We start from the raw sequence: 15909 nt of genomic DNA on the forward strand, positions 1-15909 counted from the left end.
TGCCGTGCTCCGCTTTATCCGGCACTCAGTTGCCGGCAATACCCAGCAGTTCCGCATCGAGCGTATGCAGGAAATCCTCGGCGATCTGGTCGCCGAAGCCGAGATCATGCGGCCCGAACCGGCTGGCGACCCGCATGTCGACCAGCGTCATCTCCGCCTCTTCGCGCAGCCGAATGACCGCGTCGAAGGGCAGGCCGAGGATCAGCGTGCGGGTTGTTAGCTGCAGGCGAACCGTGCCCGGTGGCTCGGTCGGTTCCGGCGGCATGCTGGCCAGCTCGTCGCTCGGACGCGATGCGGGCAGGGGGCCTGTCTCGGGCAAAGCTTCGTCGGCCGGTGGCAGGCCCGACGGAGCCGGTTCATTGGCCGTGACGATCTCTTCCGTCGTCGGGCGAAGCGCGAAGTCCGGCATCGCATATTCCTGGCCGCGGCTCGCCGTCACCACCAGGCGGTTGGCCTCGGCCACCTTGCGCACCGCTTCATAGACGCGGTCGAGCGCGCCTTCGTAGCGCCGGCCGGTGAGGCCCGGATAGGCGGAGCCCTGCGCCGTGGCGGCTCCGGCTGGCGGCGCCGGACGGGGCAGGAAATGCTGCGGCGCATCGGGGACCGACAGCCATTCCGGCCGATCTGTGAGATCGCTCGACACATCGTAGAGGACCGGCCGGGTCAGATAGCGGTAGGCGCCGTAGCCCGGCAGTGCCAGAGGCAGGGCGACATAGACCAGCGCCCAGGTAGCCGCGACGCCACCCAGGGCGCCGATCTGCCAGAGCCGTGCAAGACCGAGCAGGGCCAGCGGCACGGCCAGAATGGCCGGGATCGCCGCAATCAGCACCAGGGCGACGAAATCCGGCGTCTTCAGCGGCCCGAAGCGATGTGCGAGCAGCACCAGAACCAGCATGCCGAGCGCAAACAGCCCGAGACGGCGCGCCAGGAAGGCGGAACGGGACACGGGGCGGTCAAAGCGGATGATCATGCGGAAACACCGGAATCAAAGCGGTTGGTCTGCCTTGTGTAGCCGCTCCCTTCGGGGGCGTCGACCGCAAAGCATCGTACGGCGCTATGCCGGATCAACGCACAGCGTCCGGCTGGTTGTTCGGCTGAGGTTGCGGCTCGAGATCCGGCCCAAGATCCGGCCCAAGATCGGGAACCGCATCCGGCCGGAGAGCCGGGCCGAGATCAAGTGTACTGCCGTTCAGCAGCGGATTGCCGCCATCCTCCGGGAGCAACAGCTCAAAACCACTGTCGGGCGCATCCTGAAGCCCTTCCTCGACAGCCGGATCGAGCGGCGGCAGCGCGGGCGCGTCCAGCTGTCCGTTCTGGCTTCCATTTTGCCCCCCATTCTCACCATTGTCGGGCATGCTCGGATCGGCAAGTGCCGGTGCATCATTGCCGAGTGGCACATAGAGCGACACCATCACGATGATGCCGATCACCACCAGCCACGATCCGATGATCCGTGCCGGGATGGTCAGCCAGGGGCCGCGAAAATTCCGCAACAAAAGGCCGGGCGCCAGCAGGATCCACAGCGCGCCGAGCACGGCGGTCAGTGTGAATTCCTGGATACCGATGCCGAAATCGTCCAACCCGATGAACAGCGACAGCGAAAATCCGACGACGCCGGCCGCCAGCGGCGCGCCGATGCGCCGCGCCCGCGCCGGCAGCCAGAGCACGACACCCGCCAGCATCACCGCAATCGGCGCGATCAGGAACAGCGTTTCGCCCAGCGGGCTTTGCAGGATGGCATGGAAGATCGGATCGAAGGCCAGCATCATCGGCGCCATCACGCCGAGGAAACAGGCGACGATCAGATAGATTTCGCGGCGACTGCCCGCCATGCCGACGGCGACCGAAATGCCCAGCATTGCCAGAACAAGGTCATAGATCGACAGGGTGAACAGGAAGCCGAGTTCGAAAAAGGCAAATTCGTGCGGGATCGACAAAGCCAGCGCAACGATGATGACGCCGGCCATGAACAACGCCAGCGACCAGCGGAAGCCCGCCGTTGCAGCGATCCGGGCAAAACGCATCCGTGCCGGTGAAAGACCGGTCGCATCTTTGCCGGCATTGCTGTCGACATTGGCGATGGTCCCCGCCGCGGCCACGCCGGACTGAGCGTCCGTGCGTTTTTGCCGGCCCTTCTGGTTTGCCTTCTGCTGCAGGCGACGCTGGCTCATGCTTCATTCCGCCCATCGGGATCCGTGATCCTTCGGCTATTCCACACTCGGCCCGATTTGTCACCGCCCACCACGGCTCTCTTCGCCGATCTTCACTTGGCCCTTCACTTGGCCCTTCACTTGGCCCTTCACTTGGCTGGACGGAGAAGTCTCGCGTCAAGGGGCGGCAAGGGGCGGCAAGGGGGAACGAAGGACGGCGAGCGTGAGAGGCAGCACGGATCCACACACCGAAGCGGGCGGCGGTGCCGAAACAAACCGCCGCTGCGCCTCAGAGCGAGGAAAGCCTAGGCCGCGCGGCTCTGGTGCGGGCCTTCCTCGACCTCTTCGATGATCTTGGCGACGAAAGCATCGAGATCGCCCGGCTGGCGCGCGGTGATGATGCCGTGATCGACAACCACCGCCTCGTCGCGCCAGTTGGCGCCGGCATTCTTCAGGTCGGTCTTGATCGAGGCATAGGAGGTCGCCTTGCGACCGCGCAGCGCATCCGCCTCAACCAGCAGCCAAGGGCCATGGCAGACCGCGGCAATCGTCCGGCCGGACTTGACGAAGCCGCGCACCAGTTCGACCGCCGTCTTGTCATTGCGCAGGATGTCGGGATTGATCTGGCCGCCGGGAATGACCAGCGCATCGTAATCCTCGACCTTGACCGCATCGACCGTCAGATCGACATCGACGCTGTCACCCCAGTTCTTCTCGTCCCAGCTCTTGATCGGCGCCGGCGTCAGCGAGGCAATCGAAACCCTGGCGCCCCGGGCCTTGAGCTGTTCCAGGGGTTTACGCAATTCCGAGCGTTCATAACCGTCGGTGGCGAGGATCAGGATATGGGCGGATTGAATGGAAGGCATGGATATGTCCTTTCGTCTCTCTCGTTTCGCTTGGGATATTTAAGAAACCCGAGAGACGCGGGATCGTTCCGGTAAAAAACTGGCAAGTTGCGGGCAAGGGGTGTTGCCGCTGGCCCTGCGCTTTGCTAATCAGGCGCCACCGCGATTTGGGAGATCTGTCTCCCGGATCCTGTTGGGGCGTCGCCAAGCGGTAAGGCACCGGTTTTTGGTACCGGCATTCCCAGGTTCGAATCCTGGCGCCCCAGCCATTTCCTCTTTTGTCAAGCGAAATCCAGGTTTTCCAGCGGTTTTTCTCAGCTGGGAATCGAATTGGGGGCACTGTCGTACACGATTGTCGTCATGGACTGTCGTACACGACTGTCGCCCAGGGACTTATCGCCCGGGAAGGCTGATGATCCTGCTCACCCTGTTCAGAAAGGGTTTAGCATGACAGCAGTTCAACACGTCTTCAAACGCGGTTCCGTCTACTGGTGGCGCCGCCGTTTACCGGTTGGAACCGGGCGCCATGATTGGGTGAGGCTTGAAGTGAGCCTCGAGACCAAGGAGTTGGACCGGGCGAGGAGGATAGCGCCCGAGGTCACGCTCGCCAGCCATCGTCTTCAATCGGACCTGAAGACCAAAATGATACCAGCCGATGTCGCACGACAGATCCTCATTCAGGTTGCGCGGGAAAAGAGTGATTGGCTCGACGCCGTAAAGTCCGGATCGGCGCGGAACGCCGAAAGCAACCGACGCAGTGAAACTGCGGCCGGCTGGGCCTATCGGCTGCTTGCCGCGCAGGGACGGGACGCTGTCGTTGGCCCCACAGAGGAGCGCGATCTCCGCAACGCCGGTCTCGACGACGACCTTATCAAGATGACCAAATCGGTGCTGAAATTCTATCAGGAGAATAATTTCGCGCGCGTTGGCAAGAAGTATCTGGAAGGCCTCCTCGAACAATATGGCATTCGGCCATCGCCCTTGGATCTGGGCTATGCCGAATCGCTCTATCTTCGGGGGCACGCAGCTGCCCTCCTGAACACGCAACGCCGGTGGTCAGGCGTCCGCGAAGATGATCTTGCGATCATCCAGGAGGCATTTGCCACCGCTCCGGTCGCCAGTGCACCGGCGCCTTCCCCGCACACTCCACGGCCCGTCAGGGTTCAAGAGCAATCCCGCAGACAAAGCGGTGTCAACCACGTCATTCACGAGGGTGCCGAGCGAGTGGGACATCTGCTCGCGGTCAACGGCGTGGGCATGGTTCGTCGCGTCGGCGACGGAGGTGTTCTTAGACGTCATAATCAAATCTCCTGTTCAATTGACCAGGATCGATGCTCAGCGCGACCCATGCGGACACGGGTCCGCCGCTGCGGAAACGAGTTCCACATTCGAGCCGGTGAGCACGATCCGGAAGGCGCGTCAGTCAGCGATCAGAATGGATCGCCGCAGCAGCCGCCCGAAGTTTTCAACAGGAGAAGGAAGAGAACATGCTTCCGATGGTGAAGCGAAGCAGTTAAGGGTCGACATAGCCGGTGGCCTTTCTTGAGAAGGTTGCTGGTCAGGCCCTCGTTTGGTGTTGGTAGCACCGGCGAGGGCCGCTAAGTGTCTGCAGAACCAGGACGTTTCCGAAGACACTGCAGACATAACCCGGAGATGATGCTCCGGCAAGGGGGCAGAACGCATCCGGAACAAAGAGCCCTGTTATGGTTAATCATCAGAGGTATGAAGCGGGCGTCGGGTTAGATTGAGCCGAAGTCCCGTAGCGGTAGCTTAAACCAACCAGGTGAAATTCCATTTCATCTGCTCTGCCCCAAACGCTGTCGCCCATAGTTTCCTTGCGCGCGATGGCACCAGTCGAGATTAGCCAAAAACCATTCGACGGTTTTTCTGAGGCCCGTATCGAAGGTCTCGGCGGGCTGCCAGTTAAGATCATGCTCAATTTTACTTGCGTCAATCGCATACCGGCGGTCATGGCCTGGGCGGTCAGAAGTGAATGTGATGAGTTCACGGTAACTTTGAAAGCTTGCTCCAGCTGACGGAGGCGCTAACTCCTGAAGCAGGTCGCATATCGCGCGGACGACTTCAATATTCTGTTTCTCGTTGTTGCCGCCGATATTGTAGGTCTCTCCGAGTTTCCCTCTGGTTAGGACGGTATAAAGAGCATGAGCATGGTCTTCCACGTATAGCCAGTCGCGAATTTGGTCTCCGCTGCCATAGACGGGGAGCGGCCTGCCTTCCAACGCGTTCAGGATTGTTAGCGGAATCAGCTTTTCTGGAAAGTGATACGGGCCGTAGTTGTTGGAGCAGTTGGTCACCAGAACAGGTAGCCCGTAAGTGCGCGACCAGGCGCGAACTAGATGGTCTGCACTGGCTTTGCTGGCGGAGTATGGGCTGCTGGGTGTGTAGGCCGTTGTTTCCGTAAAGAGATGGTGCTCCGCGCCACTCTCATCGGCCGGGTGCGGTAAGTCGCCGTAAACTTCATCGGTGGAAACGTGATGAAATCGAAAAGTCCTTTTGCGCTCATCCGGCAGCTCTTGCCAATAGCCGCGGGCAACCTCAAGCAGGGTGTAGGTTCCGATCACATTGGTTTCAATGAATGCCGCAGGCGCGTCTATGGAGCGGTCTACGTGGCTCTCCGCCGCCAAGTGCATGATGGCATCAGGCTGATGTTCGGTGAAGATGCGCTCTATCTGTAAGCGATCGCAGATGTCTGTATGCTCGAACGCGTAGCGATCTGACTGCGAGACTTCGGCGAGGTTTTCCAGGTTGCCCGCATACGTCAACTTGTCCACGTTTACAATGTGGTCGTCAGTATGCCTGTTGATATAGCGCACAACCGCCGAGCCGATGAAGCCGGCGCCCCCGGTAACGAGGATCTTCATTGCCTCATCCTCTCAATGCTTCAGCCAGAATGGTTGCGACGCGTTCTTGCTGCTCGATTTTTAAGCCCGCCCACAATGGCAGACGCACCAATCGTTCCGAATGCGATACTGTGACGTTCAGCTCGCCTGATATCCGCGCAAATCTCTTTCCCGCTGGTGAGGAATGAAGAGGGACATAGTGGAACACCGAAGAGATGCCGTTGCTTTTCAGTAGACCTAAGACTTTTTCGCGATCCGCATCTTCCGGCAGCAATACGTAATACATGTGGGCATTGTGCTGGCAATCTTCCGGAACGATGGGACGACGGAGTAGCCCCTCGGTTTCGAGCGGTTCAAGGATCGTATGGTAATTTTCCCAGATCGCCAGACGGTCGTCGGTGATGCGCTTAGATTCCTCAAGCTGCGCCCACAGGAAGGCCGCGATCAATTCACTTGGCAAGAACGAGGAGCCCACCTCTTGCCAAGTGTATTTATCAACTTCGCCTCTGAAGAAGCGGCTCCGGTCGGTACCTTTCTCGCGGATGATCTCGGCTCTCAACGCGAGCGCGGGATCATTGACCAGTAGCGCGCCACCTTCTCCTGAAATGATGTTCTTCGTCTCGTGAAAGCTATATGCCGCAAGTTCGCCGATGCTACCAAGCGGGCGCCCTTTGTAAGATGCCATCACACCCTGCGCCGCGTCCTCCACAACCTTCAGGCCGTGTTTCTTCGCAATGCTCAGAATGGTGTCCATTTCGCATGCAACGCCCGCATAATGCACAGGGACTATAGCGCGTGTGCGTGGGGTTATCGCTGACTCTACGAGACGTTCGTCAAGATTGAGGGTGTCCTCCCGTATGTCGACAAATACGGGAACACCGCCGCGTAGGACAAATGCGTTCGCTGTCGACACGAAGGTGTACGATGGCATTATGATCTCGTCGCCCGGTTCGATGTCCAGGAGAAGGGCCGCCATCTCTAATGCGGCGGTGCAGGAGTGGGTTAGCAGAGCCTTGTCGCAGCCAGCGGTCCTTTCAAGCCATTCGTGACACTTTCTTGTAAACGGACCATCACCCGCAAGCTTGTTTCCTGATTTTGCTTTGGCAATGTATTCAAGTTCCTTTCCAGTCATGAATGGTCGGTTGAATTCTATTCGGTTGCTCACTCTTGTCCCTCGTTAAGCCTATGCCATTCATCGGATACATTGCTCAGGTATTCGCTGTATTCGCACTGGGGCATGCGAGTGATCAGCTTCTCGAACTGCTTGATAGTGAGGAAGCCTCTCGTAAGGGCAGCTTCTTCGGGGCAACCGATTTTGACACCTTGCCGTCGCTCGATAGCCTCGATGTAGGAGGAAGCTTCATGCAGAGCCGTACTGGTACCCGCGTCGAGCCAAGCAAAACCACGGCTCAACCGCCGGACCTGCAATGTGCCGCGCCGCAGATATTCAAGATTGACCGCGGTGATCTCAAGCTCACCGCGTGCAGACGGCTTAACCGCCTTCGCGATGTCGACCACGCTATGGTCATATATGTATACACCAGGGACGGCGTAGCTGCTTTTGGGTATTGTCGGCTTCTCTTCAATCGAAATCGCTCTGCCGCTCTTGTCGAATTCCACAACGCCATAGCGCTCCGGATCTTTAACGTGATACGCGAAGATTGTTGCCCCGCCCTGGAATCCGGACACTGCCCTAGGGAAATCATCACCGCCGGAAAAAATGTTGTCGCCGAGCATCAGGATCACGTCGTCGGAGCCAACAAAATCCGCAGCGATCAAAAATGCCTGAGCAATACCCTCCGGTCGTGCTTGCTCACGATACTGGATCACCACTCCCCATTGACTTCCATCTCCTAGCAACTGTCGATATCGCGGTAGATCTGCGGGCGTCGAGATGATGCATAGCTCGCTGACGCCAGAAGCGATGAGCACGGTCAGAGGATAGTAGATCATTGGTTTGTCGAAGACCGCCTGCAGCTGCTTGCTGGAAATCTGTGTAAGGGGGTAAAGCCGCGACCCTGTGCCGCCTGCAAGAACAATCGCTTTCATTGCCAGTCCGTCAGTTCGTTGATGAAGTCTATGCATTATTTGTTGGCAAGATGGAGTCAAACGTCTGGTGCTATGGTGGATACCGTCGAAGTAAGCTTGGTCTGAAAGCTGCCGGCCCAGGGGTGAGTGTGTCCGTCGGCCGTTGTATGATTCATGTAATCTCCGTTGGCAGCGCAGGGCCTCGGACCAGCAAGCAGGCATACAGATATATCTCCACGTATCCGATTACCCAAGCCGTTCAACGAAGACATAGTGCCGTCACGTACACTTATGGTGCCGATCGCCTTGACGCCCATCTTCATCAGTTCGGAGACGTGCTGCCGCCAACATTTTAGCCCTTGTTTGAAGAGCTTGCGCAAATACAATTTTCGGCAGTGGGTAACGAGATCCATTTCAAAATCTGGCGCCACCAGCGTCTATTGAGACGGCAGCAAGTAAGACATATTTATTGAAGGCAAGACCATGGTATCGCCGCCGTCCCTCGTTATGTACTTTTTGTTCGTGGCATGGAAGTCAAAGTTGGGCAGAGGTACCACCTATCCTCGCGGCTAAAAATTCCCGATCCAGATCTCTGCTAAGTAATCTTTCGCGCTGCAACTATGCAGCTCGTGCCATATGATACCGAACGACCGCCGCTTATAAGCTGCTGCTCTTTCTCAAACGAGCGGCTCAGCCAGTGTCCGATTGGGCCTTTTGGAAGACTATGCTCGGCCGCAGTTTGCTTCATGTTAACATGGGACCGTACTCCAAGCTTGGTCGGCAAGGTTCGGAGGAAAAACATTGGCAACACAAGACTTGCAAAAAAATATGTTTCGAACTCGACTTCAAACCCTGCGCGATTTAGCTTTTCCCTCAAGCCTGAGACAGAATATCGTCGAAAGTGGCCCCCATCTATGTCTTCCTGTGACCAGAGCGATTGAAAAGCAGGAACAGCCACATACAACATGCCGCTCGGGATCAAGGTTTGATTTAGACGAAACAATGCGGCATCGTCATTTTCGATGTGTTCCAGTACGTCAAACAACCCAATAGCTGATGTGCGCTCTTTCGGCGGCACAATGTCCTGGAAGGCGGCGCGGACCACGGGGACGTCACGCGAAGTGCAGCTGATTGTACCTAGATGGCCGGGCTCGATCACCATCGCGTCGTAGCCACGCGCAATAAGCCCGCGAGCAACAAAACCGTTCCCCCCTCCGATGTCAAATATCGGGCCATTTGGCGGAAATAAGGCGACTACGTCGGCGATGATGTTGTTTCGGTGGGCAAACCAGTAAGAAATTTCTTCAACCTTTGCCAACTCGCTTTGGGTGTCGGTAGGGAATGACACCTCGCTGGACGTAATGCTCGTCCATATCCCATCAGTTCCCTTGTAGATTCCTTCAACCTCTTTGCACCACTTCTCCAGCCACTCTGGATTTTTCACAGGCTATCTCCTGGGTTATCGCGGAAAACAAAAAGGCGTAAAGAGACGTAGATTGCGCCTGCAGCAGTGATTGTCGTGACGACTACCGTCAACCAAGATGGGATTCCGATTGATTCCTGAGCCCAGGTAAACAAGACAGCGAATATATATGCAATCATGTATATCACAGTATACTTCCACCATTGACCCTTTGCACTAGACCCCGAAAAGCTCCAGCCACGATGGACAAAAAACGTGACGGCCACGGCAATTGGATTGACCAATAGGACTGCTTGCCAAGCCGCTAGCCCTGCCCAAATAAGCACCAAGGTGAGCGCATAGCATGTAGCATTCTGGGCCAGCCCCACGATTCCGAAGCGAAATGCCTTCATTTACCAGGCTGCCATACGTGATCAAGTTTCTCCAAAATCGCCTTCCCATATCAGTGCCCGATCTGAAAATATGTAGTCTGTTCGCCCAGAAGATGACTGAAACGGAAGCAAGGAAAAGAACAGCCGAGCCGCTCTTAGGCCATCACCTAGATCCAGATAGACAAGAACCGCGACATAACTTACCAATTATCAAGACATCCGGTCCGATGGTAACCTAAATCTGCCTGAGGGTTTCTGCGTTGATACGGGTTAAAATCTTCTATTCCAAGATCGCCAACCCTATGCCCGTTCGACCATAGTCGTTTCCATTGTAAATCATATAATTTTTGCCCTTCAGCTTGAAGAAGCTCGCATACGTTTGGGCATCAGCTTCCCACGCTTCGGCTTTGCCGATAAATGGAAAATCCTTATCGTCGCGTATCCAATTGCGTCCATCGACTGACCGTGCGCTGCCAAGGCGATACTGCGAATAGCGCCGGGAATAGAACATCGTGTAGCCATCTGAGCACTCGAGTATCCATGGTCTGGATACGGCAAATTCATCGCCCCCGATGACGGGAATACAAACTTCCTTAGACGGCGTCCAGTTGATGCCGTCCGATGATTCCGCTTCCCTGATGACATGAGTCATTTCAAGTCCAGTCGCACCCCATTCCAGGTGGGTGCCATACCACATACGCCATCCGTCACGGTCTTTCATGACAAAAGGATAGCCCACGCTGAAAGGGTCTAGTTCAGAGCGGCCTATGATTGGCGAGGCTCGAACCCGTGTAAACTTTGTCCCGTCAGAGTCCCCAATGGCGACCCCTATGAAATTGGTGAAAGGTACCGTCTTGGTCAGCGTCCAACCGAGATAATAGGCCAGCAGTTTTTCGTTGTGTGGCACTAGGCAGCTTATTGTTACTCCGTCGCAGTCAAACCCGCCACGCGGCCCGGGACCAAACAACGGGCCTTTTATTTCCGACGCCTGAGTGGCGGACTCGTCAACTATATGAAAGTCGATGCTCGCCGAATGGGCACGGTTCTCTTTGTCACGAACACTGAAGAAAATTCGAACTGCCTGGTCGCCAGTCACCAGCGGAATTGGGTAGGCAGCGTGCGACCAGCACCAGTCGCCCAAGCGTTTAGGTTCAACAATACGTCCAAGTCGTTTCCAACGCATTCTAGCCTCTTACTGGTTGAAGATCTGCGCCCACCGAATAACGGGCGTATTGCCCGGCGGATGCGAGGATTGGTTTGGCGTTTTTCAAACGGCGGCTGACCGTTGACACTACACGTAATGCAAACCGGCGCCCACGTACTCTTTTCGACCGCGCTGGAATCCTATATCGACCTCAAACGATTGCTTGGAACACGCGAGCGCTCGGTTTCTGCCGAGACATACACGCCATTCGTTTCCGCATCCGACAGGATGAGCGCTCCTGCACCGATAACGCATTTGTCGCCTATGGTGACATGGTCACGTAGCGTCGCGTTCACCCCTATGAAGCATTGCTCGCCAATCTTGACGCCACCGGAGACGACGACATGCGACGAGATAAAGGTGTGGCTGCCAATATGCGAGTGGTGCCCTATGTGGTTTCCACTCCACAAGGTGACGTTGTCACCAATCTGGCAGAATGGCTGAATGGTGTTGTCTTCGAGAATGAAGCAGTTGCGACCGATGGCATGCTCGTTTAATACGGTCGCCTTCGAGCTGATGTAGCTCGCAAGACCGTATCCAAGGGCTTGTGCCGCTTCGAACTTCTGTCTGCGTGTTGAGTTCAGCTTGGCGTAGCTGATCGCGACGAAGAGTTCATGGCCAGCCGGTGGATATGCGTCGATAAGATCTTCGAAGGCAACAACTGGCAGGCCGCAAAATTCGGTTGAGGTCAGATAGGACCGGTCCACTGTAAATGCGACGACCTCATACTCGCTGTCGTGGCGAAAATAATAATGCGCAAGTTGCGCGATATCGCCGGTACCGAATACTACAAGCTTTTTTGCCATCACGTTTTCCTCACTATCATGGTGAACTCGTATAGCTCGTAATCGTGCAGTATGGCCACTTGGCGCGAATATCGCCGCTTGCAGAGGTCAAAAAGATGAAGCGGATCGGCGTAGTACAGGTCTTTCCGCATGCGGTCTGCGTCGGAATACGACGTCAGGCAGTTAAACGAAAAACCCCGCAGGCTATTGGCATACATCATGTCGAGTGTTTCGATGAGATAGGCGAGCCACTCTTGGTCCGTAAGAGAAAAGCGGACATTGAATATGCCGGAAGCGACGCAATAGTCGAAGACTTCACCGGGAGATTTGTCGAGTTTGAATGTCACATCCTCAGCCCCGGCAAATCGTTTGTTTGCTTCTTCAATCATGGGCGCAGCGATGTCGATACCGGTGTACCGGACAGTCTGACCCAGCTGCCTTATGTGGTCGAGCAGAGCTCCGTAACCGCAACCTATATCCGCAATGGAATACGGTTGCAGAGGATCAACTACTTTCAACAGCTGATCGAAGCGCATGATCTGGCCGGCCTGACTGTTCCAGTCTACACCCGCCGGTGTCTGGCCGTGTTCCTCGATGCGGCGGGCGTAGTAACTCGCTACATCCGTCAGGATGTCATTATTTATTCCGACCATAGATGTGTCTCACGATTGTATAGGGGCGCTGTTTGGTTTCGGAGAAAATCTTTGCGAGATATATGCCGACTACGCCGATAAACGAAATTATCAACCCTCCAAGAAGCCATATGGAAGCCATAACGGACGTCCAACCGCCAACGGGCATGGACCAGAATAGCCGCTGCAACACTATGTAAGCGATGTATATCATCGCAAATAACGATATGGAGAATCCTATGTAGAATATGCTGATGAGGGGTGCGTTGCTAAACGATGTTACCGAATTGACGAGTATCGACATCTTTTTACGGAATGTGTATGTCGTCTCGCTCGTGTTGTGCTTTTTCACTTTTCGAGCTGACTGCGTGAAGCCGGTGATGTGCCATAGGCCGGCCATGAACACCTCCCGCTCTTGATGCTGCAACAGCGCATCGACATAGCGGCGAGTCATAACGCGAGCCGTAACAACATTTTGAGGCGGAGCGAAACCGGCAAGCAGCTTTAGCAGGCGATAAAACCATTGGCCGCTCCAGCGCTCAAACCAGTTCCCCTTTCGCCGTTCCTGAACGCCGTAGACCACATCGGCATTTTCCGCCATCATTTGCTGATGGAAGTTGGTAAGCCATTCCGGTTCTTCCTCAAGGTCGCTATCGATAAGAAAAACGCATTCACCCTTGGCATGCGAGAGGCCGGTCATCATCGCTTTGTGGTGCCCAAAATTGCGAGATAGGTCGACGACAACGACACGGTCATCGCTATCCGCAAGCTTGACAGCGATGTCCAGGCTGCCATCCGGAGAGCCGTCATTCACCAAGACAATCTCGTAGTCGTCGCCTGCCATTTGTTGCGCAGCGATTGTGGCGCGTTCATGGAACTCGGCGATGTAGGGAGCTGAACGGTAGAGCGTTGCTACGATTGATAGCTTCATATCGCGTATCTCATGTAACGTCGTGATTCTCGTCCGCAGTTGAAAAGCAGATCAAGTATCGTGACGCCGTGCGTGAACTGACCCCAGAGCTGCGGGTATTCTGGATAGCCGGAATAGTCAAACCATTTGATATCCAACCCAAGCTCCTTGAATTCCTCTTCATTCATGTAGTCTTGAGCTGCGGGTCCAGAGACATAGTCGGTGCCACCTGATTGCAGGCACAGAGATGCCAGCCGCCGCGTTTTACCCTCAACCAACTCGTAGTCCCAAGAATTGGAAATCACGGTTTTGATCGCAAGGTAGCTGCATATAGCTTCAATCATCTGTCGATTGAGCTGGGACAGGTGACTTGGCGGCTCGCGAAGATAGAGTGGCTCCAGCCAATCGGCGATTTCATCAAAGTGGGGTGCGCGACGATAGTTCTGCACAAGCGACCTCCAGTGGGTGGCTGCCCATTCGGAGCCTTCAATTTCTGTCTCGCGGATTTTTTGGTGGTATTTTCCTTTGACCCGCACGGGTACCGTGAGCCATTGCACGCCTTGAGGAGTCTTAATTTGGTTCCGGTTTCGCCAGTCGCGCCGTGTGTATTGCATGTCGTCGTAAAGTATAAACTCGTCCACTGACGCGATCATGTCAAAATACCCCTTCCAGGGAATGTAGTTTGACTGGACGATAGCTACCCGTTTCATTCGGCGGCCTTCTCTCGCAGGGAGTTGCATAATCTTAGAGTACCGGCCGGATTTTTCGGTCGATAGAGATTCTGAATTCGACTCGTAGCATAGCCGCCAGCCCCTTGAGCGGTATTCCAGGAGGCTGCCAACTGGTAATTTTGTGGAAACGCCGCTCCCAGATCTGCCAACAGGTCTGTCGGGATACTCCGCGGCCCTGTAGGCTCTACCAGAAGCCAAGCCTCGGAGATTTTTTCACACGAGACGCGGCCCAATACTGCCTTCGCGTACTTCGAACTGCCGGGATAGCCGCCGATCAGCCACGCAGCTCCAATGTTTTTGGCGCCGATGGCATAGAGGAGCGTTGGAGATTGGCCAGAAAGATCTATGACGGGGATGCCAGGTACGAAACCGCCGCCGTTCGCAGTTAGTACGGCATTCGATATGTAGAAGGCGTAGTCCTTGGAAACCGTGAGTTGAGATTTCTGAGGCCCAATTGGGACAATTGCATCCTGGCTCCTGATGGATTGAGGCTGGCGATACGGATGCTCTAGGGCTGATTGAAGAAGCATGACGGTTAGAGCTTGGGAAGCCAAGACGAGCGGGAGCGCAAATGCCCATGTCGAGCGCTCACGGGCAACTGGACCGAGCAGCACAAAACCGGAGAGAAGCCAAAAGAGGCCCGCCTGAACTCCGCTTTCCCAGTAATTTCGGTTGGTTCCAAATGCATACATATGTGGGGTTATCAAAAGCAGGCTCGCAACGCCCCATTGGGCGGCGGATAGGCCTCCCAGGAATTTTTGTTTGCCTAGCATAAGTCCCGAGAGCGTCGCAGCGCATAACACACCGAGTAACGACAATCCTTGAAATCGTCCTAGCCCTGAGACGCTGGGAAGCTGATCAAAGATAATGAGGGCTGTCGGCAGAGAAAAGCCAACTACGCCGATCAGTGATATTGCCATGCCTGTCGTACGTCCTGACAGAAAGCCCCAGACCGAAAGAAAGGCCATGGCAAACACGGTGAGGACAAGGAGTGTGCCCTTGGTGGTTAGCGCAAAAGTATCGATGCGCAGCAGCTTGCTGAATGCGTGGCCGCCACCGATAGCTTGACCATATTCGAGCCCTAGCTGCAGCCGCTCTGCAAATTTCCAGAGTGACCCGTCGATTGCAATGGCGCTGAGTATGAGGGGGATGACGGCACTGGCGACCATGATAGCAAGCAGACGAGGGCTCATCTTCTTGCAGGCCAGAATATACAGAAGTGCGCATGCGGCTAATGCAGCAGCGGTGCTCGGCTTGGCCATGAAGGCCAGCCAGCCTCCCATGCCAGTCATTACAGCGCCTGCAAAACTTCTGGAGTGCCATTCTCTCTCAAGCATGAGCAAGCCAATGCTGGTCAACAGCAGGGACTGAAGCGCCAGACTTTGGTAACTCGGAGTTAGAAGCCACAAGTTGAAGGCGACCAACACGCTTGTCGCCAATGCGACAGCCACAGTGTGAAATGCGGCGCCATCTGCCCTGGCTTCAGGTGCTATGGCGCCAAGGAGTGTATGCGTCAGTCCCCAAGCCAGAAAAAAAGTAGCGAGTATATTGGCTTGCCTCAAGGCCGCGATATCCCCGCCAAGCAGAAGATGCAGGGGATGATAGACAAATCCGAATTGTGTAACCGAAAAATCGTACAGGAACGGATTTGAGATCGACGCCAGATAAAATCCTTCATCTGTGAAATCAATGCCATAGGAACTGTATTTAAGCACCCACGCAAGAATCAGCATTGCTGTCAATGAGCTTAGGGCGATCATCGCATGACGGGAGCTTACGGCTAGCGCGCCGTCATGTTTTTCACTCAGTGCCATTTGGGAGTGCTCCCTGCTCATCAAGAGGCGCCCTCTAACGAGCGGCCTCGGCACGGGTTGGTTATAAGTGGTTCTTAGCTAAGTTCTTGTACGATTCAAGAGCGCTTCCATCTAGAGCGCTGCTTTTGTTTCAACTGTCCGGCGGGGGGGGCGTA

At 55.7% G+C, this 15909-nt stretch carries 14 protein-coding genes and 1 tRNA gene; 2 read left to right on the plus strand and 13 right to left on the minus strand.

Features of this window, described 5'->3' with window-relative positions:
• Window positions 1-25 precede the first annotated feature (25 nt).
• The 3 genes from GVK95_RS05075 to GVK95_RS05085 all read right to left on the minus strand — a co-directional run bounded on the left by GVK95_RS05075 (window position 26) and on the right by GVK95_RS05085 (window position 3016).
• Window positions 26-970, minus strand: coding sequence for a DUF1499 domain-containing protein (locus GVK95_RS05075; RefSeq protein WP_159947139.1), 945 nt, complete (start codon window positions 968-970; stop codon window positions 26-28).
• A gap of 94 nt (window positions 971-1064) precedes the next feature.
• Entirely contained in the window at window positions 1065-2171 is a 1107-nt protein-coding gene (locus GVK95_RS05080) for a hypothetical protein (protein ID WP_159947141.1), read from the minus strand.
• Window positions 2172-2455: 284 nt separating this feature from the next.
• Window positions 2456-3016, minus strand: coding sequence for a type 1 glutamine amidotransferase domain-containing protein (locus tag GVK95_RS05085; RefSeq protein ID WP_159947143.1), 561 nt, complete (start codon window positions 3014-3016; stop codon window positions 2456-2458).
• 173 nt (window positions 3017-3189) lie between these two features.
• Between GVK95_RS05085 and GVK95_RS05090 the strand changes: the two genes are divergently transcribed.
• Window positions 3190-3264 (plus strand) — tRNA-Gln (locus tag GVK95_RS05090).
• A 178-nt stretch (window positions 3265-3442) separates the two neighbouring features.
• Entirely contained in the window at window positions 3443-4498 is a 1056-nt protein-coding gene (locus GVK95_RS05095; RefSeq protein WP_159947145.1) for a hypothetical protein, read from the plus strand.
• 293 nt (window positions 4499-4791) lie between these two features.
• Here GVK95_RS05095 and rfbB read toward each other — a convergent pair whose 3' ends face one another.
• The 10 genes from rfbB to GVK95_RS05150 all read right to left on the minus strand — a co-directional run bounded on the left by rfbB (window position 4792) and on the right by GVK95_RS05150 (window position 15754).
• Window positions 4792-5877: a dTDP-glucose 4,6-dehydratase gene (rfbB, locus tag GVK95_RS05100; RefSeq protein WP_159947147.1), complete on the minus strand. Its 1086-nt coding sequence runs from the start codon at window positions 5875-5877 to the stop codon at window positions 4792-4794.
• Between the two features lie 4 nt (window positions 5878-5881).
• Window positions 5882-7021 (minus strand): dTDP-4-amino-4,6-dideoxygalactose transaminase, encoded by a 1140-nt coding sequence (gene rffA / locus GVK95_RS05105; protein ID WP_159947149.1) that lies wholly within the window; start codon window positions 7019-7021, stop codon window positions 5882-5884.
• Window positions 7018-7905, minus strand: coding sequence for a glucose-1-phosphate thymidylyltransferase RfbA (gene rfbA, locus GVK95_RS05110; protein WP_159947151.1), 888 nt, complete (start codon window positions 7903-7905; stop codon window positions 7018-7020). The genes rffA and rfbA overlap by 4 nt, the downstream gene beginning before the upstream one ends.
• A gap of 574 nt (window positions 7906-8479) precedes the next feature.
• Complete coding sequence (locus GVK95_RS05115; protein WP_159947153.1) at window positions 8480-9328, minus strand: class I SAM-dependent methyltransferase; 849 nt, start codon at window positions 9326-9328, stop codon at window positions 8480-8482.
• Window positions 9329-9958: 630 nt separating this feature from the next.
• Window positions 9959-10861 carry a hypothetical protein gene (locus tag GVK95_RS05125; protein ID WP_159947157.1) on the minus strand — a complete coding sequence of 301 codons (903 nt, stop codon included), beginning with the start codon at window positions 10859-10861 and terminating at the stop codon, window positions 9959-9961.
• Window positions 10862-11022: 161 nt separating this feature from the next.
• Window positions 11023-11688, minus strand: a complete 666-nt coding sequence (locus tag GVK95_RS05130) for an acetyltransferase (protein ID WP_159947159.1) — start codon at window positions 11686-11688, stop codon at window positions 11023-11025.
• Window positions 11688-12320, minus strand: coding sequence for a class I SAM-dependent methyltransferase (locus GVK95_RS05135; protein ID WP_159947161.1), 633 nt, complete (start codon window positions 12318-12320; stop codon window positions 11688-11690). The genes GVK95_RS05130 and GVK95_RS05135 overlap by 1 nt, the downstream gene beginning before the upstream one ends.
• Window positions 12304-13230 (minus strand): glycosyltransferase family 2 protein, encoded by a 927-nt coding sequence (locus tag GVK95_RS05140; protein WP_159947163.1) that lies wholly within the window; start codon window positions 13228-13230, stop codon window positions 12304-12306. The genes GVK95_RS05135 and GVK95_RS05140 overlap by 17 nt, the downstream gene beginning before the upstream one ends.
• Window positions 13227-13919: a WbqC family protein gene (locus GVK95_RS05145; protein ID WP_159947165.1), complete on the minus strand. Its 693-nt coding sequence runs from the start codon at window positions 13917-13919 to the stop codon at window positions 13227-13229. Before GVK95_RS05145 ends, GVK95_RS05140 begins: the two co-directional genes overlap by 4 nt.
• Window positions 13916-15754 (minus strand): hypothetical protein, encoded by a 1839-nt coding sequence (locus tag GVK95_RS05150; RefSeq protein ID WP_159947167.1) that lies wholly within the window; start codon window positions 15752-15754, stop codon window positions 13916-13918. The genes GVK95_RS05145 and GVK95_RS05150 overlap by 4 nt, the downstream gene beginning before the upstream one ends.
• Between the last annotated feature and the right edge of the window lie 155 nt (window positions 15755-15909).

The organism is Rhizobium sp. 18065 (assembly GCF_902706095.1).
Classification (GTDB): domain Bacteria; phylum Pseudomonadota; class Alphaproteobacteria; order Rhizobiales; family Rhizobiaceae; genus Allorhizobium.